Source organism: Pseudomonas sp. ADAK2 (genome assembly GCF_012935755.1).
Classification (GTDB): Bacteria; Pseudomonadota; Gammaproteobacteria; order Pseudomonadales; family Pseudomonadaceae; genus Aquipseudomonas.
Genome location: NZ_CP052862.1, coordinates 956,367 through 979,053, shown reverse-complemented (window position 1 = coordinate 979,053; position 22,687 = coordinate 956,367). Strand labels below are relative to the sequence as shown.

Annotated in this window: 13 protein-coding genes and 2 pseudogenes; 12 read left to right on the top strand and 3 right to left on the bottom strand. The window is 54.3% G+C overall.

Annotation, left to right across the window (positions count from 1 at the left end; all coding sequences use genetic code 11):
• Nucleotides 1–4: 4 nt before the first annotated feature.
• A complete protein-coding gene (gene rfaH / locus HKK52_RS04385; protein ID WP_169369701.1) occupies nt 5–541 on the bottom strand; it encodes a transcription/translation regulatory transformer protein RfaH in 537 nt (178 codons plus the stop codon).
• 972 nt (nt 542–1,513) lie between these two features.
• On the opposite strand from rfaH, the gene HKK52_RS04380 reads away from it, so the two are divergent.
• Both HKK52_RS04380 and HKK52_RS04375 read left to right on the top strand, forming a co-directional pair.
• A complete protein-coding gene (locus tag HKK52_RS04380; RefSeq protein WP_169369700.1) occupies nt 1,514–2,020 on the top strand; it encodes a cupin domain-containing protein in 507 nt (168 codons plus the stop codon).
• Nucleotides 2,021–2,033: 13 nt separating this feature from the next.
• Nucleotides 2,034–2,921: pseudogene (locus HKK52_RS04375) on the top strand (DNA-binding protein).
• Nucleotides 2,922–3,365: 444 nt separating this feature from the next.
• Here HKK52_RS04375 and HKK52_RS04370 read toward each other — a convergent pair.
• Complete coding sequence (locus HKK52_RS04370) at nt 3,366–4,157, bottom strand: helix-turn-helix transcriptional regulator (protein WP_169369699.1); 792 nt, start codon at nt 4,155–4,157, stop codon at nt 3,366–3,368.
• A gap of 189 nt (nt 4,158–4,346) precedes the next feature.
• Here HKK52_RS04370 and HKK52_RS32520 point away from each other — a divergent pair.
• From HKK52_RS32520 to HKK52_RS04330, 8 genes and pseudogenes are all read left to right on the top strand, one after another.
• Nucleotides 4,347–4,599 (top strand): annotated as a pseudogene (locus tag HKK52_RS32520) (P1 family peptidase); the annotation flags it as partial.
• 467 nt (nt 4,600–5,066) lie between these two features.
• Nucleotides 5,067–6,359 carry an EAL domain-containing response regulator gene (locus tag HKK52_RS04360; RefSeq protein ID WP_169369698.1) on the top strand — a complete coding sequence of 431 codons (1,293 nt, stop codon included), beginning with the start codon at nt 5,067–5,069 and terminating at the stop codon, nt 6,357–6,359.
• A 40-nt stretch (nt 6,360–6,399) separates the two neighbouring features.
• Nucleotides 6,400–7,026, top strand: a complete 627-nt coding sequence (locus HKK52_RS04355) for a response regulator transcription factor (protein WP_169369697.1) — start codon at nt 6,400–6,402, stop codon at nt 7,024–7,026.
• Nucleotides 7,027–7,189: 163 nt separating this feature from the next.
• Complete coding sequence (locus HKK52_RS04350; RefSeq protein WP_169369696.1) at nt 7,190–9,256, top strand: ATP-binding protein; 2,067 nt, start codon at nt 7,190–7,192, stop codon at nt 9,254–9,256.
• Between the two features lie 254 nt (nt 9,257–9,510).
• Entirely contained in the window at nt 9,511–10,032 is a 522-nt protein-coding gene (locus HKK52_RS04345) for a fimbrial protein (RefSeq protein ID WP_169369695.1), read from the top strand.
• A gap of 114 nt (nt 10,033–10,146) precedes the next feature.
• On the top strand, nt 10,147–10,827 hold the full coding sequence (locus HKK52_RS04340) for a fimbrial biogenesis chaperone (protein WP_169369694.1): 681 nt from the start codon (nt 10,147–10,149) through the stop codon (nt 10,825–10,827).
• Between the two features lie 225 nt (nt 10,828–11,052).
• Nucleotides 11,053–13,512, top strand: a complete 2,460-nt coding sequence (locus HKK52_RS04335) for a fimbria/pilus outer membrane usher protein (RefSeq protein ID WP_169369693.1) — start codon at nt 11,053–11,055, stop codon at nt 13,510–13,512.
• A 23-nt stretch (nt 13,513–13,535) separates the two neighbouring features.
• A complete protein-coding gene (locus HKK52_RS04330) occupies nt 13,536–14,480 on the top strand; it encodes a fimbrial protein (protein ID WP_169369692.1) in 945 nt (314 codons plus the stop codon).
• Between the two features lie 217 nt (nt 14,481–14,697).
• Here the strand turns inward: HKK52_RS04330 and HKK52_RS32515 are convergent, their stop codons facing one another.
• Nucleotides 14,698–14,916, bottom strand: a complete 219-nt coding sequence (locus HKK52_RS32515) for a LuxR C-terminal-related transcriptional regulator (protein WP_237150698.1) — start codon at nt 14,914–14,916, stop codon at nt 14,698–14,700.
• On the opposite strand from HKK52_RS32515, the gene HKK52_RS04320 reads away from it, so the two are divergent.
• Nucleotides 14,888–15,727, top strand: a complete 840-nt coding sequence (locus HKK52_RS04320; protein WP_237150696.1) for an EAL domain-containing protein — start codon at nt 14,888–14,890, stop codon at nt 15,725–15,727. The genes HKK52_RS32515 and HKK52_RS04320 overlap by 29 nt on opposite strands.
• Before the next feature lie 781 nt (nt 15,728–16,508).
• Nucleotides 16,509–22,583: a YadA-like family protein gene (locus HKK52_RS04315; protein WP_169369689.1), complete on the top strand. Its 6,075-nt coding sequence runs from the start codon at nt 16,509–16,511 to the stop codon at nt 22,581–22,583.
• Nucleotides 22,584–22,687 lie beyond the last annotated feature (104 nt).

Genomic DNA, 22,687 nt, shown 5'->3' with positions numbered 1-22,687 from the left:
GTGATTAGTTGTTGGTTTGAAAGGCGGGTTGTTGGCGTTCAATCACGTTTAATGGCAGGCAAACAGGTTGTTCCCGATTAAGAAACTGCAGCAGGATCATCACCCGGTCGGTGCCGTGCGGAGCAAGGAACACCCCCTCCAGTGGCGACAGTGGTCCGCTGATGATCTGCAAATGCTCTCCGGGTTTCAGGGCTTCGTCCGCGCTCGACGCCGATGAATCGAAACAACGTCCACGCAGATGCTCAATGACGTGCTCTGCCACCGTCGCAGGACCATGATTGAATTCGACAATACGACTGACACCTCGCGTCGAGCGTAAGGGCGCCCAATTGTCGTTGCGGCTCAGATGAATAAACAAATACCCGGGGAAGAGAGATTCCAGCACTCGCTGTCGTTTCCCGCGAATGATGCGCTCACTCACTAGCTGAGGGTGGAAGACCACATAGTTTTGTTGAAGCAGGTTGAGGTGGGCACGCTCATCCTGACGTGGCTTGCATTGCAGAAGGTACCAATTAGACCGTTCGGTGCTGATTGCTGACATGCTGGTAAACTCTGTAGTTAGCGAAAGTTTATTCAGGCAGGGCTCTAATGAGGGCTAAAAAGTGTCAAGCAGCGGGCGTCTGGGCATTATGTTGTAACGCGAGGGTGTATCAATAATGAGTCATAACGTGCTTCATGAGCGTGCACACTACTGTGACGTGACGTTATACAGTGCAGCGCATCGGGAATTAAGACAGGGCCAACTTTGCGAGAGACAAAGCTACCGCACGATCCGCACACCGGACCTTTAATGATAGGCAACCAAGTAGTTGTCTCTAAAACGACAGGCGACGAATAAATGAGCGCTCGTGCCTTGTTCAATTGGACCTTGGTAGTTATCGACCAGTCTTCGCAACCTGTCAAACGTTCCCAGTCAAAAAACACGCCATTTATCCAATAGTGAGTTGGCCAACTCTCAAACAGTTGTTTTTTCGGGTTATTTTCATTTCGTCGGGTGAGTGGAAACTTTTTCCGTTCTTTATAGTCGTGAACGATTTGTTAAGTCAGCAGCCCCCATAGTTGGGCATTGTTATAAAGTCTGGACCCTGGTGTGTCATCCAGCGCTTTAACTAATCACCTTTCGGGTTGATGGAAGCAGGGACCATGACCGTTCTTGTCACTGGCACTTCGAGCTTCATCGGGGTGCCGCACGGTCAAGCGAATGTGCCTTGAAGGCCTTGAAGATCGTTCCTTTACCGTCAACGGGCCTTGGGGCTGTCCGGGCATGCACTGGAAAAGGTGTGGCGCGGGGAGGGCGACAGTTTGGTATATTTCAATCGACTGTTTCTCCGTATTGAACATATTGGCAAGCAACCATTAAACAACCAGCAAAAATACATCTTCATTATTATTTTGCGAAAACCTTAATATATGTAGTTGGCGATGGCAATTAATAACTACACTAAATGACCGTTTAGTTTAGTTATAAAAAACAACTTATATCAGCCTCATTATGAAAGAAGGAAACAAGCCGATGCAAAGCCCACCGAATGCTCGAGAACTGATCGCAACCCTCGAGCTGGAAGAACACGTTGAAGGCGGTTACTACCGCAGAACCTTTCAATCGGATCGCCACGCCATGGTCGACACCGAGGGCGGCGAGCGCTATTTGATGACCTCCATTTATTATCTGCTGACCCAGGATTTGCCCATTGGTTACTTTCACTTCAATAAGTCCGACATCGTGCATTACTACCATTTGGGCGATGCGATTCAGTACCGCCTTATTTATCCCGACGGCACCTTGCAATCCGTGGTGATGGGCAGCGACGTCAAGGCCGGCCAGCTTTTACAACTGCATGTGCCTGGTGGAATCTGGAAGGCATCGCAACTCATGCATGGATCTGCAGGTTATGGCCTGATCAGTGAAGCCGTTTCACCAGGGTTCGATTTCACGGATATGGAAATGGGCAGCAGGCAAATACTTACTGAGCGGTTTGCCGAGCACTCAGCGTTGATTGAAAAGCTGACACAGGAGTAACGGTTGCAGTGAGCTGAAAGCGGATGCGGTGTTGGCGCGGGGTGAACGGCCGACGGTGGAACGCGTACGCCTGGAATTGGGGCGTGGCAGTCCGGTGCGGGTTGGCAGCCTGCTGGATCAATGGTGGGCACGCTTGGCCGAACGCCTGAGCGGCGAGACCCGCTTGCCGACGTTACCCGGCGAAGTGTCACAGGCTTTTGTCTTCGTGTGGCAGCAGGCGATTCATCTGGCGCAGGGCATCGCCGAACAGGCGCTAGCGGAGCAACGTCAGGTGCTGATCGCTGATCGCAGAACGCGAACGGGTGGCGGCAGTCGAGAACCAAGCGCGTCAGGACGCGGCGCAATTTCGCCAGCAGGCGGCAGAAGCCGTGGCCGGGCGCCAAGCGGCCGAGGCGCGCCTGGCGGATCTGGAATTGTTACTGTCCCAGCGCCAGCTGCAGATCGAGGACCTGCAACAGCAGCGTGAAAGTTGGCTGCACGAGCTTCGTGAAGCTCAGCAGCACAACCAGATGTTACAACAGGAGCTGCAGGCGCTGCGGCTCAAGCCGAGCAGGAGCGTGTTGCTCAGGAGAACTACGTGCGCGGGGATGAAGACCGCGCGTACCGCGAGGTCGATCGCGCCCGGGAGGAAGGCAAGGATTCAGCAATCCAACTAAAGGAAGTCGGGCGCCACGTCGAGCAGTTGCAACGGCGGCTGGAGTCTAAGCAGGATGAGTTGACTCGTGCTCAGCAAGACGCAGTAGCGCAGCGCGCTCGAGCTGATACGCTCGAAACGCAGTTGCAACTGGCGTTCCAGCCGGCTAAAGCAAAGTCGCGGCCGAGCAAAAAAGCATCCAGTGGGCGTGCGAAAGCACATAACGTCGCTGGTTCGTCCCCTCCATCACGCCAGGGAGGCAAGTAAGCACATTGCCGACATCGTACCGGCTGGTACCCAGCTCACGTCGGCATCCTTTTTGTCCGTGATTGCGGCGTCCAATTCGGGGGGCTGACGGCGATCTATGGAGAGCTGCCGTCAACACTTTGATCCAGTTTCCATGCATTCGCGATTGGGGGGCAGTTGAAGCACGAAATCCTCGCAGATGAGCGCCTCCAATTCATGAGAGGACGTTCTGTTCATTTCAGGGGCTCGCGCCAAGCGGCACTATTCGATCAGGTGCGGAGCTGGCTCAGAACCACCAAGCTGCGAACAATTGCATCGGGGGGCATTACACTACATGTAATGAATTAGTCCTTTACCTACAGTCCTTAATAAAGGCTCAAATCAAAAAAAAGCGCTCAATTAACGCCATTCATACCTTACCCCTCGGCATCGACTGCCCGCTACAGACCGGATGTGGATAGTTCACTAACAGTGGTTCTCCACGTCATGTCCCAGCGATTGCAAATACAATGCGAACAATTCGGGTTGCGACGAAATGCCAAGCTTTCTATAGAGATGTCGTCGATGTACCTTGACGGTTTCCGGAGAGATCATCAGAAGCCTTGCAACGGCTTTTGTGGAATGGCCGCGAAGGATGAGCAAGGCGATTTCCATCTCTCGATCAGAGAGTACGGACGATCCGAATTGACCGAGAGCGTCCCTCATCTGAGAAGTTGACGCACTGCTGGTCAGTTGTAAACTCTGGCTGTATTCCTGCCAATGATGCTTCATAAACGCTAAGACCCATGGGCAGATCGTGGTCAGTATTCCGTGCTGTTCGATCAGAAAAGGCCGACTTGTGCCCAATGACAGCGACAACGTTCCCTGGCTAGGTATCTGCAAAATGAACTGCTCCTCGTCTTCCAACACATTGGCGTGGAAGTAACTGAGGAAGTACTCGGATTGGCGAAACTGGTCAGGAGCTACTTCCTCCAGGCGATGCAGTCCGCTGGAAATTCCGTCGCGACAGGCTTGGTAGAAAGGGTCGAGCTGGTATAGCCCATTGAGATAGGCAGGCAAGCCCAAACCATCATGTGGTACGGCATCGTATAGCTCCAGTACTATTGGCGCGCCACTGTTTGGATAAAAGATTGCCAACGCATTGTCGAACGGCACCCACTGCTGCAACAACAATGTCAGCTGCGTCCAAAAACGGGGCTTCCCAATATGCTCGATCACTCGGCCTAGGTTGGAGTGCATGCTGATTTCGCGAAACATCTGATGCGTCCCTGTGCCCCTCAAAAGTACAGTCGGTTTTCCTCTACTTCACATATCCGCGTCAAGAGGCGTAACTCTTAACGATGATTGGTTGTGCGCTGTTGCCCAACTAGATTGCGTCCGGGCAGCGCCCGTCATGAAAGATGCGGTGTCGTTCTTTCTTGCAGCCTCATTCTCAAAGGAGTTCCCATGCGTGCTCGTCAACTTGGTATCACGGTAGGTTCCGGTACCACCGGCGAATTCAATGCCATTACCGACGTCCCCGGTGTTCGCATCGGCCACAGCACCCTTATCTCCGCAACCGATGGTAAGCCGCCCCATATGGGCGTGACTGTGGTGCAGCCGCGGGCCGGCGCGGCTCGATCCTTGTTGCGCGGGCTTGCATGTACTCAACGGTGACGGCGACGCAACGGGGCTGGAATGGATTCGCCAGGTTGGCCTTCGCTACGTGTTGCACCAGTCGATAACAGCATGGCAATGTTCTGCCCAACTTGATCATAGTTGGAGTCCTGCAGGTACTGGATTGGAGCGAGCAGGGCAACTCACCTCTAGACTCAGTGGTAAGGATGGCAGCGCTCAATCCACTTGTGTGGTGCTGAGGCATCAACCAATTTTTTGCCCCTTCGGATCCTGATGCCATACCTAGCGTAAACAACCTATCCCCCATCAGGTGTTGGGTAACGCCTGATTCCGTGTTTTTTACTTCCTCCTGTAACTCACCTCACTCCACCGACTAACCCTGGCAGAGTAACTCGTTGCAGTGATTACCATGCCGTCCCGCCCCCCTCATACTCATCACCAGCCCCGGCGGGGGATGTACGCAGTTTTCTAGTACCTGACTTGGCTGGAAACACCGATTGCTCAATGAGCGGGCTCTCCCTTTGCTTGTCGCACGAGAAATTTCTTTGAGTGCCCGAGAAAGGTCGTCTTGAAGGAGGCGACAGAGCTCTGAACAATCCACCATCAAAACTTTATCGAGTAGTCAAAATGATTTGCCCTCGTGTTCTCGTCCTGGAGAGCTACCTGTCTCAACGCACCGTATTGGTACGGATGCTATATCGACTGGGCGTACGTGATGTCCTGCAAGCCAGCGAACCTGAGCAGGTAATGGACCAGATAAGCCGGGCAGGTGATGTCGACATCATTATTTGCAGCCTGAATCACAAAGGGCTCGAGGGACTGGACTTTCTTGGCCGAACTCGAGAAAAGCAGCGGGTGCAGGCGGTGGTGTTATGCGGAGAATGCAGTGCGGACTTGCACAGGGCGTTGGAGAGCTTGGGAAGTCTTTCGGGACTACCGATACTCGGAGTTTTATCTGCGCCTTTTAAGCTCCGATCGCTCTATGAACTGTTGCTGCGTTATGGGCTACGAGGGGCGATCGGTCAGCCCTGTGCTGCGCCTCAAACTGTGCTTTCAATGCTGCCCAATGAAGTGGAAATACGCCGCAGCCTGGCCTTGGGGCATTTTCGTGGCTGGTATCAACCTAAATTCCAGCTGGCTGACGCAAGCCTGGCCGGTGTCGAAGTTCTCTCGCGCTGGGAGCATCCGCGTAAAGGTGTGCTGATGCCCAAAGATTTTCTGGCCGCCATGGTTGCCTATGACCTGATCGATGAGATGTTCAAGCAGTTACTGGATCAGGGGCTGACGTTGCTACAGACGCTCGACCAACATGCGCACCTGGGGTTAGCCTTTAATCTGCATATTTCTCAACTGATCAAGCGTGAACTTGTAGAGCATATAAAAACTTCTCTTAAACGCCATGGGTTCGCTGGAAATATCTTAACATTCGAGTTGGCGGAAAATGGTCTTTCTGACCTGTGTCCAACAACAAGAAAACATATTTTTGAGTTGCACAATATGGGCTGCAATCTGTCGATCGACAACTTCGGGAGCGGGTTTTTTTCTCTTTCCTTGTTAAGCCAACTGCCGCTCAGCCAGATAAAGCTCGACGCAAGTGTTATCGAGGGAATAAAGGGTAGCCATGATCATGCGCTGATATCCAGCGCTCAGGCGCTTGCCCATGCCTTGGGGAAAGGTCTTGTGATTGAGGGCATCAGCAATCGGAATATGTTGGGGCGCTTGATCAATATGGGTTGTACGCTCGGGCAAGGCTACTATTTGGCCCGTCCCATGAGCGGGCAGGATTTTCAGAGTTGGCTGAGTCAGGAAGACATTGAAAACCACCTAAAACGAAATCGCTAACTTCTACTTCTTCAATATCACGCAATCCATTGGACATTTTATGTATAAGGCAATTATAGCGGACGATCACCCGCTGATCAGACTGACACTCAGAAATATCTTATGCGAACGGGGTTTCGACATAGTTGCGGAAGCGGAAAACGGTGCCGAAGCTTTGCAACTGGCCCGACTGCATGTGCCGAACATTATGGTGCTCGATATTTCCATGCCCAAGATGGATGGGCTTGAAGTCATCACGCGCATCGGAATGATGGACCTTCCCATCAAGATCATGGTCTTTACTTCGCAGGCCGCAGAGATTTATTCATTGCGCTGCATGAAGGCCGGAGCAGCTGGTTTCGTATCAAAAACCAGCCATCAGGATGAGTTGATCAGAGCCATCAGAGCAGTCATGGACGGCTATAACTTCTTCCCCAACCTGTCTGCCAGTTCAGTGCGGAGCAGCGATATTCATGTGTCAGATGCTGATTTGATTAAAAGCCTGTCGGACCGCGAGTTGAGCATAATACAGATGCTTGCAAGTGGTCTGGGGAACAAGGAAATAGGAACAGCTCTGCTGATCAGTAATAAGACAGTCAGCGCCTACAAGGTCAAACTTATAGAAAAACTCAAGGTGAAATCAGTTATTTATCTGGCCGACTTTGCCAAGCGCAATAATCTGATATAGGCGGATTTTTAACGGTATATCTGTTGGTCACTGGCTAAAAACTTACTCTGCATCAAGAGTGCGCGAGCAAAACGCTAGTATTGTTTCTTTTCGCCATCTACTGCATCTGGTTGACTGAGTCACAATAGTCGGCTGAATTTAGTGAACTTTACGGTTTCGTTCGATGAGTTACTTCATGTGCTTGCTTATTGTTTTTATCTTGCTTTCGGTAGTCCTGCATATTGCTCAGTACCGTCTTTCGCGCCATGCACAGAAGGTCCTCGCAAATGAATACCGCCTGCTTGAAAGTCGTTACGAACTGACTCGCAAGATGCTGGATGGAACACCTCACCCTCTCTACATCCGTGATCGAATGGGGCGAATGCTCCTCTGCAATAGCAGTTACCAGAACATGATCGGTCTTAGCGAAAGCGACCTCATTGGTACCTCAGCACTTGATGCACCGCTTGCCGATAGGACCGAGGCGGAAAACTACCACAGCTATTGCCTGGAGCTGATGTGCAAAGGAGAACCCCATCTACATGATCGAGACCTGACCATGACAGATGGGCGAGCCTTGAAAATCTACCATTGGGCATTACCGTATCGAGGGTCCGACGGTGAGGTCGCCGGGATGGTCGCCGGTTGGATTGATGTCAGCGGACGCCAGCAACTGCTGCATGAGTTGAGCGAAGCCAAGAATGCCGCCGATGCGGCCAACCGGGCAAAAACTACCTTTCTGGCTACCATGAGTCATGAGATTCGCACGCCGCTAAATGCCGTTATCGGCATGCTCGAACTGGCCTTGAAGAAAGCCGAACAGGGTGTAACCGACCGCTTCGCTATCGAGGTGGCGTCTGGTACCGCAAAGGACTTGCTCGGCCTGATAGGAGATATCCTTGATATCTCCCGCATCGAGTCTGGAAAGCTTTCGCTGGCGCCGGAGCGCGCCAATCTGCTGAATATCGTTGAGTCGGTGACCCGGGTATTTGAGGGCGTCGCCAAGCAGAAACATTTGTACTTGGTCGTGGAGTTGGACACTTACTCAGATCGCGACGTATGGATAGACCCTTTGCGGTTCAAGCAGATCCTTTCCAATCTGTTGAGCAACGCGGTCAAGTTCACTGAAGAGGGGAGTGTCTGGGTGAAGATGCGTGCCGAGGCAGCTTCGGATGGCAAGTCTATCCAGATAACCCTCAGGGTCGAGGACAGCGGAATCGGCATCTCCCGGCAGGACCAGCAAATCCTGTTCAACCCTTTTGCCCAGGCCAGCAACAATCCGCAGTCATCTTATAGTGGATCGGGTTTGGGCCTGATGATCAGCCGCTCGCTGTGCGAAATGATGGGGGGAACCCTGACCCTTTCCAGTTCCTTTGGCGAAGGTACGCAAGTTGTGGTTGCTCTGCACCTGCCTGTTCTCCAGCCACTGGTTGAACGGCCAATAGTCGAGGAGTTGCCAGTGGGTACCAGGGAACGGAGCCTGCGTGTCCTGGTAGTGGATGACTATCCCGCCAATCGTCTTCTGCTGTGCCAGCAGATGAGCTATCTGGGGTATCAGGTCGAAGATGCCGTGGACGGCGCCCACGGCCTGCGGGCATGGCGCAATCGTCACTTTGATGTGGTCATCACCGACTGCCATATGCCGATCATGAATGGCTATAACCTGGCACAGGCAATCCGGGAAGAGGAATCTGTCCGTGGGCTGGAGCCCTGCTTGATCCTGGGGCTCACCGCCAATGCGCAACCTGAAGAAAAGCTGCGTTGCCTGGAGGCTGGCATGGATGACTGCCTGTTCAAACCGATCGGCCTGAAGGCGCTGGAGGTATGGCTTAGTGCCGCGCCCGAAGTGATGAATCCTGCCAGGGCCGAGATTGAAGCTCGGGATGATGGCATCGAGGAAATTGACCTCACCAATCTTGAGCAACTGACCCGTGGTGACAAAGACGCTATAAGAAAGATTCTGCAGGAGTTGGACGCCAACAATGAAGAGGACATGACACACCTACAGAAGTTGTTCGCCCAACATGATGTGCAAGGGCTCTCCAATCTCGCCCATCGAATCAAAGGGGGGGCCAGAATCATCAGTTATGCAGCCTTGACTCAGTGCTGCGAAGAGGTCGAGGCCGCCTGTCGCGAAGAGGAGCGTGCGGCTCTCACAGAAACGATCAACAGTCTCTATCAGTGCATGGAGCGGTTGTCTTTCTACCTCAGGACTAAATATCGCCTCAATGATGGACGTGATTATGGCTGAGTCGCGGACTGCTAAATCCTAGGCAAGATAATTCAGAGCTATCGCGAGAATTTTCCTATCGCGCGATAGTCTTTTCCCGGCGCAAATGACGCCAACTCCCCACACAATTGCGTTGTTGTTATTCACTCTCCAAGCCACCGTAATCGCCTGCATATAAAACTGCTGCCTAAAAAGCAATAGCCCGGCGTTAGTATTGTTGAGCGAAACAATTAAATATTGTGCAAGAACTTACTTGACCTGAAGGAAATACCGCTATGAAGAAAAGTTTGATCGCTGTAGCGCTGCTGACTGGTTGCGCATTTGCAGGCATGGCCAACGCCTATGACGGCACCATCAACTTCATCGGCAATATTACTGATGCAGCGTGCACCGTTACTGCAAACACCGCCAACCAGACCGTCACATTGGGTAAGGTCCAATCCACTGCCCTGCCGAGTGTAGGCGCGACCGCTGCGCCAACGCTCTTCAGCATTGTGCTAGCCAATTGCCCGGCAGCCGTCACGGGCGCCTACATCAAGTTCGACGGCCCGGCCGACACTCTGAACAGCAAGCTGCTGGCTCTGACCAGCGGTACTGGCGTGGCAACCGGTGTCGCTATCGGCTTGTATGAGCAGGACTCCTCTACTCAGATCCCGGTAGGTGGCTCGGCGAACCCTCATGGTATTACGCCCCCTGATGCTACCTACAACTTCATTGCCAAGTATGTTGCCACTAAGGCTGCTGTTACAGCAGGTCCCGCGAACGCGGTCACCAACTTTACCATTATTTACAATTAAGTCGTAAAGCTCGGGCATTAGCATACTTAATGCCCGGCACGACTGAGTGATTAAGTCGTACCAACTTTCCTGGAAAAGAACAGGGAATGAGGACAATTCAAGGAGCATTTATCAATGCATTGGCTCAAGTCCGTTTGTATCACCGGCTGTCTCTTGGGTATTACCCATACTTCCTGGGCCGGCGTGGTGGTGGGCGGAACTCGTGTGGTGTATGACGGCTCGAAAAAAGAAGCCTCCATCTCGGTCATGAATCCGGAAAAAACCACACCCTATCTGATCCAGTCCTGGGTCGAGAGCACGTCGGCTACTGCCACTCAGAAGGCCCCCTTCATCGTCACACCGCCATTGTTTCGCCTCGATGCAGGGCAAGAAAACGTGCTGCGAATCATCCGTACCGGTGGCACCTTTCCAGAAAACAAGGAGTCAGTGTTCTGGGTCAATATCAAGTCGATTCCCTCCTCGGAAAAATCTGACACCAATCAATTACAGATTTCGGTAAAAACCCGAATCAAATTGTTCTACCGTCCGCTCGGTTTGTCCGGCTCCGCCAGTGAGGCCTATAAATCCCTGAAGTTCAGCCGCTCCGGCAATCAATTGCAGGTCAACAATCCAACGCCTTACCACGTTTCTTTTTATCGCGTGAGCGTGGGTAACGCCGAGATTGAAAATGCCGGCATGGTGGCGCCACAAAGTTCACTGACATTGACAATTCCGGCCGGTGCGACTGGTGTTGCAAGTTGGCAGTCGATCAATGATTTCGGTGGTATCTCTCCGGATGTCAGTGCGCCACTCTGATTAAGTTCAAAGGCCTGCCCCCCCTCGCTTAATTAAATATCAATCCGCTGGATCAATTGCCCGCAGCCAGTGGGAGCGGCTTACGTGCCATACAGTTGAGTGGAGTTTATTGACATGAAAAAACATTATCAAAGTCCTGTGCCATGGCTAAAAGCAGGTGGTCGTTCATATGCGTTCACTCCCACGCGTCTGACGACATTAGTAGCAACCCAATTCGTTCTGGGGATGAGTTTGCAACCCGCCTCGGTATTGGCGCAGGACTATTTCAACCCTCAGGCATTGGAAATAGATACCCTCAGCCAGCAGTCCATCGACCTTGAGCGCTTTTCGAGCCAGGGTGGGCAGCTTCCCGGTACCTACCGGGTTGATATTTTTCTGAACGACACTCGCATCAGCAATCGAGACGTCAACTTTGTCGATGTAGAAGGCAAGTTGCAGCCCGAGTTGACGACTAAGCAATTAAAAGACATGGGCGTCAAACTCGAAGCCTTCCCAACACTGCAGCAATTACCGGAAGCGCAAACGATCACTAAGCTGCGGGACTACATTCCGGACTCCAGCAGTCGGTTCAACTTCGGCGAGCAACGCCTGGATCTCAGCATTCCGCAAGCGGCGCTGAGCAGCGAAGCCCGTGGTTATGTGGACCCCTGCACCTGGGACCAGGGGCTAACGGCTGGCTTGCTGAATTACAACTTCAGCGGCGCCAATACTTCGCGCGACAACCGTTCGGGAACCGACGACAGTTATTACCTGAACCTGCGCAGCGGGTTGAATTTGGGTGCGTGGCGGCTGCGCAACTATTCCACCTACAACCAGAGCAGCGGCAAAAGCGGTTGGGATAACGTTAACAGCTATGCCCAGCGGGATATTCACTCGTTAAAGGGGCAACTGACCCTGGGTGATAGCTCGACGCCCAGCGATGTGTTCACCAGTGTCCAATATCGAGGGGCGCGGTTGGCATCGGACGACAACATGTTTCCCGACAGCCTGAAAGGCTTTGCACCCGTGGTGCGTGGCATCGCGCAGAGCAATGCCCAGGTCACCGTGCGGCAAAACGGCTACATCATTTATCAGACCTATGTGCCGGCCGGTGCCTTCACCATTACTGACCTCTATCCCACATCGTCCAGCGGTGATATGGAGGTCACCATTACCGAGGCCGACGGTACCGAACGACGCTCCCTCCAGCCGTTTTCCGCCGTGCCCGTCATGTTGCGTGAAGGGCGCCTGAAGTACTCGGTGGCCGCGGGTGAATACCGCTCGACGGCCAGCGAGAGTAGCAAGCCGGCCTTCGCCCAGGGCACGCTGATCTACGGTATGCCTTATGACTCCACGCTGTACGGTGGCTTGCTGGCGTCTGGAAAATATTCCGCGACCAGCCTGGGGGGCGGCCATGGGTTTGGTGACTGGGGTTCGCTGTCCACCGATGTGACACAGGCCAAGACCGAATTGCGCGATGGCTCTCGTCATGATGGCCAGTCGTATCGCATTCAATACGCCAAGGACATCGCCGTCACCGGCACCACCTTTACCTTGGCCGGTTACCGTTACTCCACCAGCGGTTACTACGACTTCCAGGAAGCCAATGAAATCGATCCTGGCAACTTCAATGATTGGCGCCGGACCTATAACAAGCGCAGCAAGGCGCAGATCAACATCAGCCAATCGCTGGGCGAGTACGGCAACTTCTATGTTAACGGTTATCAGCAGGACTTCTGGCGGCAAAAGGGCTACGAACGCAGCCTGAGCACCGGTTACAACCTGAGCTACAACGGCATCAGCTACAGTGTGGACTACACCTATACTCGGGCGCCGATCTATGAAGGTCGCAACAGCAAAGATCAACAACTGTCCTTTAGCGTGCAGGTTCCCTTGGAGAAAGTGCTGCCTAGCAGCTGGGCTCGCTACAACTTCAACACGAGCAAGAAGGGCAATACCACCCAGGATGTGAGCCTGAGCGGCACCGCCCTGGCGGACAACAACCTGAACTACAACGTACAGCAGGGCTATGCCAACCAGGGCATAGGCTCGAGCGGTAGTGCCAGCGCCAACTACAAGGGCGCCTATGGTGAAGCCCGGGCGGGCTACAACTATGACAAGAACTCGCAACAGGTGAACTACGGGTTCCAGGGCGGGGTCGTGGCCCACCCTTACGGCGTGACCTTCTCCCAGGAACAAGGCGAGACCATCGCCTTGGTCCGCGCGCCGGGCGCGGCGGATGCGAAGGTGCAAAATAATACCGGTGTGCGCACGGACAGGTGGGGTTACGCGGTGGTGCCGTACGTCAGTACCTATCGCAAGAACCGTGTCGCGCTGGATAGCGAGACGCTGGCGGAAGATGTGGACATCGACACCAACACCCAGACGGTTATTCCAACCAATGGTGCGGTGGTACTGGCCAACTTTAAAACTCGCGTGGGCAGCCGCGTGCTGATGACACTGAACTACCGGGGCAAACCCGTACCGTTTGGCGCCACCGCCTCCCTGCGGCAAGAGGGCGGTGCCATGGAGAACAGCAGCATTGTCGGCACGGATGGCCAGGTGTATCTGAATGGTGTTCCGGAAAAAGGTCACTTGCTGGTTAAGTGGGGCAATACGGCGAGCCAACAGTGTCAGGTTGACTTCACCTTGCCAAAAGTAAATCCCCCATCATCAGTGGCGACATCCGATTTTATTTGTCGATAATCGGACACTTAGAGAGTAAGTAAATGAGAAACATCGAAGCAGTTATTGCCTCGCTACTTGGTATGCTGATAATTCTTCCCGGGGCAGCTTGGGCTGCATGCGCTTACGAATCTGGCGAGAGTAAGGACACAAAAACTATTAACTTCGGAACTGTGACGGTTCAGCGAGATACTCCCCTTGGAGCGGTCCTGTCAACCAAATCAGTAAGTTTTCAAAGTGGGAGCTACATCTGCTCATCGACTTATAATATTACCGGAAATATAGGTAAATTCAAAATCTTCAGCTCTTATGGGAAAAACGTTTATAGTACTAACATCGCCGGCGTGGGGCTATTGTTAGAATACATTTTTCATGAGACTACCTATCCATATCCATTTACGTTTCAATATGGCCAAGGCAATTGGTATCATTACGGCGTCGTTAATGCCTCTTTAATCAAGACATCAGTTGGCTCTACTGGTAGCGGCACCTTGACCCCTGGCACATTGGCATTTGATAACGCCGACACCCTTAGGCTTTTTGATCTAAATTTGACAGGAATCAACAATATTGTTCCTGTCGCTTGCTCAGTTACTAATACCGCCATCAATGTACCGATGGGGAATGTACAGCGCAGCACATTTACAGGCGTAGGGTACATAGCGAGTCCGGTTCAGTTCCTTATCCCGCTTAACTGCGACGCTGGTACTCGGGTTAATTTAAGACTAGACGCGACCACTGATAGTTCTGGTGTGCCGGGGGTGATGGCAATTAATTCATCCGCCACGGGCAATGCCGCCAGTGGAGTGGGGATAAAAATCACACGCGATGGTGCACCAGTGACCTTTGGTGAAACAGTCCCGGTAGGAGTAATGGCTAATAGTGGCACGTACAACATTCCGTTTGTTGCGCAGTATTATCAGACCAGCCCCAATGTCAAGGCCGGCTTGGCCAACGGAACAGCAACTTTTACCATGACGTATAACTGATTTCCCTACCTGTACTTATGTCGCATGCCGTTGCGGAGCTATCAAACATCAACGACCACCAGAACAAGGCGTTGGTGCAGCACACCGAAAGACACGATTTTTCCGTCACCGATTAACGTTGCGATTTGAAAACAACCGATTCAAGCCACCTAGCAACCTGAACCCTGTGGCGCCAGAGCAAGGAGCTGGACCAAGCACATGCGCAGTGAGTACTTCATCAGATCAGATTGTTGCGTTTGGCCACGTCTGACAGATACACCAGGGAGTTCACATTGAGCTTCTCGAACAGTCGGGCTTTATACATGCGTTTGATCTTATTGCTGAGCAGCATGTCTTCGCCGATCTGCTTGTTGCTCAAGCCTTTGGCAAGCTGCTGCAGGATCAACAGTTCCTTGGAGGAGAGGCTCTTGAACAAGGCCAGTTCGGTGGCTTCCATGCCCCCTCGGCGCACCGAGTTCAGGGTCAGGTCAGGAAAAAAAGTATTGCCAGACACAGCGATTCTCGTGGATTGGGTCCAATGGCTCTTCCAGCCAAAATTCAATCTGAAAACAGATGCAGTCATTGGTGTTGAAGTGCTGGCCCGCTGGCGACATGCGTCCGGCAAAACTCTGATACCTGCTTGTTTCGTGACCACGCTGGATCGCTGCGACTTGCTCGATGAACTGCTGCGCCAGCAACTGTATCAGGGGCTGGTCCTGCAACAGCAATTGAGGGCGCAGGGGCATGAGCTCAATTTCGTCTTCAATCTGCACGCAGTGCAATGGTCCAACGGTATGCTCGCTTCACAGATCCGAACCTTGCTCAGCGAGTACGGCGCGCGCGGTTCGAGCCTGACCTTCGAGTTGACTGAGAGTGACCTGCTGCAAGCGCCAGAAACCAGCCTGGAGTGCCTGTTTAGCTTGCAGATGATGGATTGCCGGTTGTCGATCAAGAATTTCGGCACCGACTATTCTTCGCTGCAGCGCTTGTTCCGGTTGTCGTTCAACGAAATCAAGCTGGGTGCCGGGTTCGTCCAAGCACTGCCCCGTGAGCTACGTTGCCAGGCGGTGGTCGGCAGCACCTTGGCGCTGGGTGAAGCCCTGGGGGTGGCGGTTGTAGCGGAGGGCATCGAGACCGGCGAGCAACGGCGACACCTACTAAACATGGGCTGTACGCAAGGGCAGGGGGATTGGTATGTCAGGCCCATGAGTGGCGCGGACCTGCTCCAATGGCTCGGGCGGGCCCAACAAAGTAGCCCGCGCGCATGACCAGCAAGGCTCTGCGCGTCCTCCTCGCCGATGAGCATCACAGAGCAATTGTTGCGTATCGAAAAACTGCTAAAACCGACCGGGACATGCCAAGTAATCTTCTCACTCAAGTCCGGTGAGGAACGCATGGATGTTCGCCTTCTTTACGCTGAGTTTCAAATAAACGAGTGCAGCTCTGCTGGGGTTCATTTACACAGTCGGTCTGCTGGTAGCTACGAGTTTTGTATAAGCCACGGTCACCGCAATGTGTAGTTATCTGCCATAGGTGGACCTGGTTAACACTACATTTAATATAGGCATTGCCATCGTCGACAAAAGTACGCCGCTGGGGGATTAAAAGAGCTTCGATCACGTCGTTCTGGAAAACGCTGCTTGCTGGTTGGCTTACTTAGGGTAGACATACCGCTCTTTGCGGGATAACTGGCGTTGGTCTTTTAAGGTCTATGGCATTTTCTCTCGGTCTCCGAGAAATTTCCTGTAGGGATAGAGCTGTTTCTACTGTTGGCCCCAAGGGTACTCCCGGAAAATTGGCGGATTCCCCTCGCAACCGGGTGCCCTCTAATGTCCAGCATGCTGCTCCGTGTTCCGGGGCTTGAAGATCCTTTAGTTCAACGTTCTGTTATTTTCAGTTCATTGGTGCAGTTGGGTCGTGCTGGGGGGTGGAGTACTGGCAACGTTTGTCTTGAGGTACTGAATATAACTACCTGACCGCATGGGTCAAGACTTATGCGGACGGCACCCTGCGTCTAAGTTTTGGAGATTGGTTTACGCCAAATTGAAAATGAATAAATTTTTTTCTGTGGTCTGGAGTTTTTCACTGGGGTGCTGGGTGGTGGCCTCGGAGTTTGCGTCGAGCAATAAAAAGAAATCTACTACCAACTTCTCTGCAAACTCGGCAGGCAAAAAGACTGAAAATTGCCTAATAGCAATTGGTCTGTTAGGTAGTTGTTTTTTTCTTTTCCCGGTAGGTGCAATGGGTGCGGCTCCCGACTTTAATTGTTACGTAGTAAGCACTTCGTATGGATGCACTCCAACTGCCAATCCCGGGCTTACATTTTATGCTAACGCTAACACTCAAGCTGCCCAAGGCGCGGATTTACTCTTAGCGGCTGTAAACGGCGCGACAAATACCGTTTATGAGCTTTTTAAAGGTAATGCGGATACTCCCAATATGGCCAACGTCTGGTTGGGTGACTCTGGAGCAACCGCTTCTACAACCACCATTTACGCAAATAAGTTTGCCTTTGGTGATGCGTCTACTGTGGCCAACGGGGTCAATGCCATAGCCTTTGGGGTAGGGGCATCCTCCGTTTCCGATGCGGTAGCCATTGGTACTGCTTCCAGTGCTCTGGCTGTCAATGCACTCGCTTTTGGTAAGTCGGCAACAGCGCAAAGTGCCTCTGCCATGGCTCTGGGTGCGGGTTCGACCGCCAGTAATACCAATGATGTGGCGTTGGGGGCGGGCAGTGTGACCGCCGCACCCCATATAGGTACTACCGCCTTTTATGGTGCTACCGCCCAAGGCATTGCCAGCGCGGCCAACGGCGTGGTATCGGTGGGGGCCGCAGGCACGGAGCGGCAGATCCAGAATGTCGCCGCCGGGGTGCTGTCCGCTACGAGCACTGATGCGGTGAATGGTTCTCAACTGAATTCGGTGGTGACTGGTGTCAATAAACTCGGCGTCAGCACCGCCAGCACTCTGGGGGGGGGCGCCACCTATTCGGCCACTACGGGGCAGATTAGTGGCTTCAGCCGACCGATCAACAGTATCAGCGCCACCGGAGTGGTTGGCGCAACCACTGCCCAAACCAGTGTGGCGGGGGCGCTGACCGCGCTGAACAGCGATGTGGTCAACACGGCCAATATCGCGGTGAAATACGATGCCCTGGGCGGCAATTCCATTACCCTGGGGGCCACCGGTGGCGCAGGAGCTCCGGCCGGTGGTGTGAAAATCACCAACCTGACGGCTGGCACCTTGAGTGCGGCATCGACCGATGCAGTCAACGGCTCGCAGTTGTATGCCACCAACCAGGCCGTCAACAACATCATCACCAATGGCACTAGCACCAAGTACTTCCATGCCAACTCGACCCTGGCCGACAGCACTGCCACGGGGACCGATAGTGTGGCAGTCGGCCCGGCTGCCAGCGCTTCGGCAACTAACTCGATTGCTATGGGTAATGGTGCAGCCTCTACGGTAGCTAACTCGGTGGCCCTGGGCAGTGGTGCAACCACTGCAGCAGCCGTGGCTAACACCAGCGGTTTGATTAACGGCACCACTTACACTTACGCCGGCGGTGCGCCGGTGGGTGTCCTGAGTGCGGGCGCCGTGGGTTCGGAGCGCCAGGTCAGCAACGTGGCGGCGGGACGAGTCAGTGCGACCAGCACCGACGCGGTCAACGGCAGCCAGCTGTTTGCCACCAACACATCGATGAATACTCTCGGTACTCAAACCACGACCCTGGGCAACACCTCGGCCAGCACCCTGGGCGGCGGCGCGACCTATTCGCCTGCTACTGGTCTTACTGGTTTCAGCCAGCCAATCACCGCTGTCAGCACCACCGGCGCGGTAGGCTCCACCACGGCACAAACCAGCGTAGCGGGGGCGCTGACCGCGTTGAACAGTGATGTGGTCAACACGGCCAATATCGCGGTGAAATACGATGCCCTGGGCGGCAACACCATTACCCTGGGGGCCACCGGTGGCACGGGGGCTCCGGCCGGTGGTGTGAAAATCACTAACCTGACGGCTGGCACCTTGGGTGCGACATCGTCCGATGCGGTCAATGGTGCGCAGTTGTATGCGACCAACACTGCTGTCAATGGCGTTGGCACTTCGCTGAACAACATCGTCAACAACGGTGCAGGCATCAAGTACTTCCATGCCAACTCGACCCTGGCCGACAGCACTGCCACGGGGGTCGATAGTGTGGCGGTCGGCCCGGCTGCCAGCTCGACGGCTACCAATGCGGTGGCTATTGGTAATGGTGCCATCGCCAGCGTGGCCAACTCGGTTGCTCTGGGTAATAGCGCTACAACCGTTGCCGCTACAGCGACCCCGAGTGGCGTGGTCAACGGCACCACCTATACCTATGCGGGATCTGCACCGGTGGGTGTGATGAGTGTTGGTGCTCTGGGTAAAGAGCGTCAGATCAGCAACGTGGCCGCTGGCCAAGTCAGTGCGAGCAGCACTGATGCGGTCAACGGCAGCCAACTGTTTGCCACCAACACATCGATGAATACTCTCGGTACTCAAACCACGACCCTGGGCAACACCTCGGCCAGCACCCTGGGCGGCGGCGCGACCTATTCGCCTGCTACTGGTCTTACTGGTTTCAGCCAGTCGATCAACACTGTCAGCAGCACTGGTGCAGTAGGTTCCACCACGGCCCAAACCAGCGTAGCGGGGGCCCTGACCGCGTTGAACAGTGATGTGGTCAACACGGCCAATATTGCAGTGAAATACGATGCCCTGGGTGGCAACACCATTACCCTGGGGGCTACCGGTGGCGCGGGGGCTCCGGCCGGTGGTGTGAAAATCACTAACCTGACGGCTGGCACCTTGGGTGCGACATCGTCCGATGCGGTCAATGGTGCGCAGTTGTATGCGACCAACCAAACCATTGGCGACATCGTCAACAATGGTGCTGGCATCAAGTACTTCCATGCCAACTCGACCTTGGCCGATAGCACTGCCACGGGGACTGATAGTGTGGCGGTCGGCCCGGCTGCCAGCTCGACGGCTACCAATGCGGTGGCTATTGGTAATGGTGCCATCGCCAGCGTGGCCAACTCGGTTGCTCTGGGTAATAGCGCTACAACCGTTGCCGCTACAGCGACCCCGAGTGGCGTGGTCAACGGCACCACCTATACCTATGCGGGATCTACACCGGTGGGTGTGATGAGTGTTGGTGCTCTGGGTAAAGAGCGTCAGATCAGCAACGTGGCCGCTGGCCAAGTCAGTGCGAGCAGCACTGATGCGGTCAACGGTAGCCAACTGTTTGCCACCAACACTGCGGTCGATGGACTCGGTACTTCGGTGAACAACATCGTCAACAACGGTGCAGGCATTAAGTACTTCCACGCCAACTCGACCCTGGCCGATAGCACTGCCACGGGTACCGATAGTGTGGCGGTCGGCCCGGCTGCCAGCTCGACGGCTGCCAATGCGGTGGCTATCGGTAATGGTGCGGTCGCCAGCGTGGCCAACTCGGTTGCTCTGGGTAATGGCGCTACAACGGCAGCCGCTACGGCGACCCCGAGTGGCGTGGTCAACGGCACCACCTATACCTATGCGGGGGCTGCCCCGGTGGGTGTGATGAGTGTTGGTGCTCTGGGTAAAGAACGTCAAATCAGCAACGTGGCCGCTGGCCAGGTCAGTGCGACCAGCACCGACGCGGTCAACGGCAGCCAGCTGTTCGCCACCAACACATCGATGAGTACTCTCGGCACTCAAACCACGACCCTGGGCAACACCTCGGCCAACACCCTCGGCGGCGGCGCGACCTATTCGCCCTCCGCTGGCCTTACCGGTTTCAGCCAGCCAATCAACACTGTCAGCACCACCGGCGCGGTAGGTTCCACCACGGCCCAAACCAGCGTAGCGGGCGCCCTGACTGCGTTGAACAGTGATGTGGTCAACACGGCCAATATCGCGGTGAAATACGATGCCCTGAGTGGTAACACCATTACCCTTGGGGCTACCGGTGGCGTGGGGGCTCCGGCTGGCGGTGTGAAAATCACCAACCTGACGGCTGGTACCTTGGGTGCGGCATCGACCGATGCGGTCAATGGTGCGCAGCTGTATGCGACCAACCAGACCATTGGCGACATCGTCAACAACGGTGCAGGCATCAAGTACTTCCACGCCAATTCGACCCTGGCCGATAGCACCGCCACGGGGACCGATAGTGTGGCGGTCGGCCCGGCGGCCAGCGCTTCGGCAACTAACTCGATTGCCGTGGGTAATGGTGCCGTCGCCAGTGTGGCCGACTCCGTTGCTATTGGTAATGGTGCAACCACCGCAGCAGCCGTGGCCAGCACCAGCGGTTTGATCAACGGCACGACCTATACTTATGCTGGCGGTGCGCCGATGGGTGTCCTGAGTGTTGGGGCCGTGGGTTCGGAACGTCAGATCAGCAATGTGGCAGCGGGTCGGATCAGTGCGACTAGCACTGATGCAGTCAACGGTAGCCAATTGTTTACCACCAACACTGCGGTCGATGGACTCGGTACTTCGGTGAACAACATCGTCAACAACGGTGCAGGCATCAAGTATTTCCACGCCAATTCGACCCGGGCCGATAGCACCGCCACGGGCACCGATAGTGTCGCAGTCGGCCCGGCTGCCAGCTCGACGGCTACCAATGCGGTGGCTATTGGCAATGGCGCTGTAGCCAGCTTCGCCAACTCCGTTGCTCTGGGCTCCAATTCGGTTACAGCTGTGGGAGCTGAAAGTTCTTATACCGCCTATCGGCTAGCGGCTCCTCAGTCTTCAGTTGGGGAGGTTGGTGTCGGCACTGCCTTGGGACAGCGGAAAATAACCGGAGTGGCGGCGGGTTCTGAGGCGACAGATGCCGTAAACGTGGCTCAGTTGACTGCACTGGGAAATCAGGTAGACCAGAACACAACTGACATTACGGCGCTTGATGGGCGCGTTACCACGGTGGAAAGCACGGTCAACAACATAAACAACGGAGGCGGGGTCAAGTATTTCCATACCAACTCTGTAAAGGCCGATTCCATTGCAGGTGGTAACGACTCGATTGCGGTCGGGGGAAATGCCAAGTCGTCCGGTACTGGAGCAATTGCCATAGGCGCGGACAGCAGCTCGTCGGCGGCTAACTCGATTGCCATTGGACAAGGGGCGAAGTCGACGGCAAGTGGAAGCATCGCGTTAGGTCAAGGAGCCAGTGACGACGGAAGAGGTGCCCTTACCTACACCGGTGCATATTCAGGGGTTGTGAACTCTTCCAGCGGTACTGTTTCGATCGGCAATGCCGCCACTGGACAAACGAGAACACTCACTAATGTAGCCGACGGAAAAGAAGCTACCGATGCCGTCAACTTGAGGCAATTGGATGGTGCAGTCGCGGTGACTAAAAAATACACAGATGACTCAATCAGAAATGTGAACACTTCAGTGGCCAATATGGATGGCCGAGTCACCGAGGTGGCGGGAGATGTCGCCAACATCAAGAATGGCGCCGATGGCATGTTTCAGGTGAATAACGGCAGTACAGCCATCAAACCCATAGCTTCAGGTACAGGTTCCACGGCGGGCGGGGCGGGGGCCAAGGCTTCTGGATCAAACAGCACGGCAATTGGTAACAACGCTCACTCCATTGCGCAAAATACTGTAGCCGTAGGCAGCGGTTCGCAAGCTACGGCGAAGAACTCGGCAGCCATCGGTAGCAATTCGATCGCTGACAGGGAGAACAGCGTGTCGGTGGGTAGCTCAGGTAATGAACGTCAGATTACCAATGTGGCTGCGGGTACCAAGGGGACGGATGCGGTCAATGTTGACCAGCTGTCAAAGAGCGTTGCCAACATCACCAACAATGCAAATGCTTACACTGACCAGCGTTACTCCGAACTTCGGCACGACCTGAAAAAACAAGATGACACTCTAAGCGCAGGTATTGCCGGGGCTATGGCTATGGCCAGTTTGCCCCAGCCTTATGCTCCTGGCGCCAGCATGACTACTGCGGGTGTCGGTAGCTACAGAGGCCAGTCTGCGGTGGCATTTGGCGTGTCTCATATATCCGACAACGGTCGTTGGGTGAGCAAGCTGCAGGGCAGCAGCGATACACAGGGCCAGGTGGGATTGGCACTCGGTTTAGGTTATCAATGGTGATTTGATCTCTGGGCTGAGATGCTAGTTTGGCATCTCAGCTTGGTTCAGTGCGCTATCGAGCAGCTAATCAGAAAAACATGAAATAAAGATGTCCTGCGCAAGGC

Coding starts and splice junctions, on each gene's coding strand:
- HKK52_RS04315 (WP_169369689.1), top strand. CDS start 16,509: ATGAATAAATTTTTTTCTGTGGTCTGGAGTTTTTCACTGGGGTGCTGG.
- HKK52_RS04345 (WP_169369695.1), top strand. CDS start 9,511: ATGAAGAAAAGTTTGATCGCTGTAGCGCTGCTGACTGGTTGCGCATTT.
- HKK52_RS04335 (WP_169369693.1), top strand. CDS start 11,053: ATGAGTTTGCAACCCGCCTCGGTATTGGCGCAGGACTATTTCAACCCT.
- HKK52_RS04370 (WP_169369699.1), bottom strand. CDS start 4,157: ATGTTTCGCGAAATCAGCATGCACTCCAACCTAGGCCGAGTGATCGAG.
- HKK52_RS04330 (WP_169369692.1), top strand. CDS start 13,536: ATGAGAAACATCGAAGCAGTTATTGCCTCGCTACTTGGTATGCTGATA.
- HKK52_RS04380 (WP_169369700.1), top strand. CDS start 1,514: ATGCAAAGCCCACCGAATGCTCGAGAACTGATCGCAACCCTCGAGCTG.
- HKK52_RS04340 (WP_169369694.1), top strand. CDS start 10,147: ATGCATTGGCTCAAGTCCGTTTGTATCACCGGCTGTCTCTTGGGTATT.
- HKK52_RS04355 (WP_169369697.1), top strand. CDS start 6,400: ATGTATAAGGCAATTATAGCGGACGATCACCCGCTGATCAGACTGACA.
- rfaH (WP_169369701.1), bottom strand. CDS start 541: ATGTCAGCAATCAGCACCGAACGGTCTAATTGGTACCTTCTGCAATGC.
- HKK52_RS04350 (WP_169369696.1), top strand. CDS start 7,190: ATGAGTTACTTCATGTGCTTGCTTATTGTTTTTATCTTGCTTTCGGTA.
- HKK52_RS32515 (WP_237150698.1), bottom strand. CDS start 14,916: ATGGAAGCCACCGAACTGGCCTTGTTCAAGAGCCTCTCCTCCAAGGAA.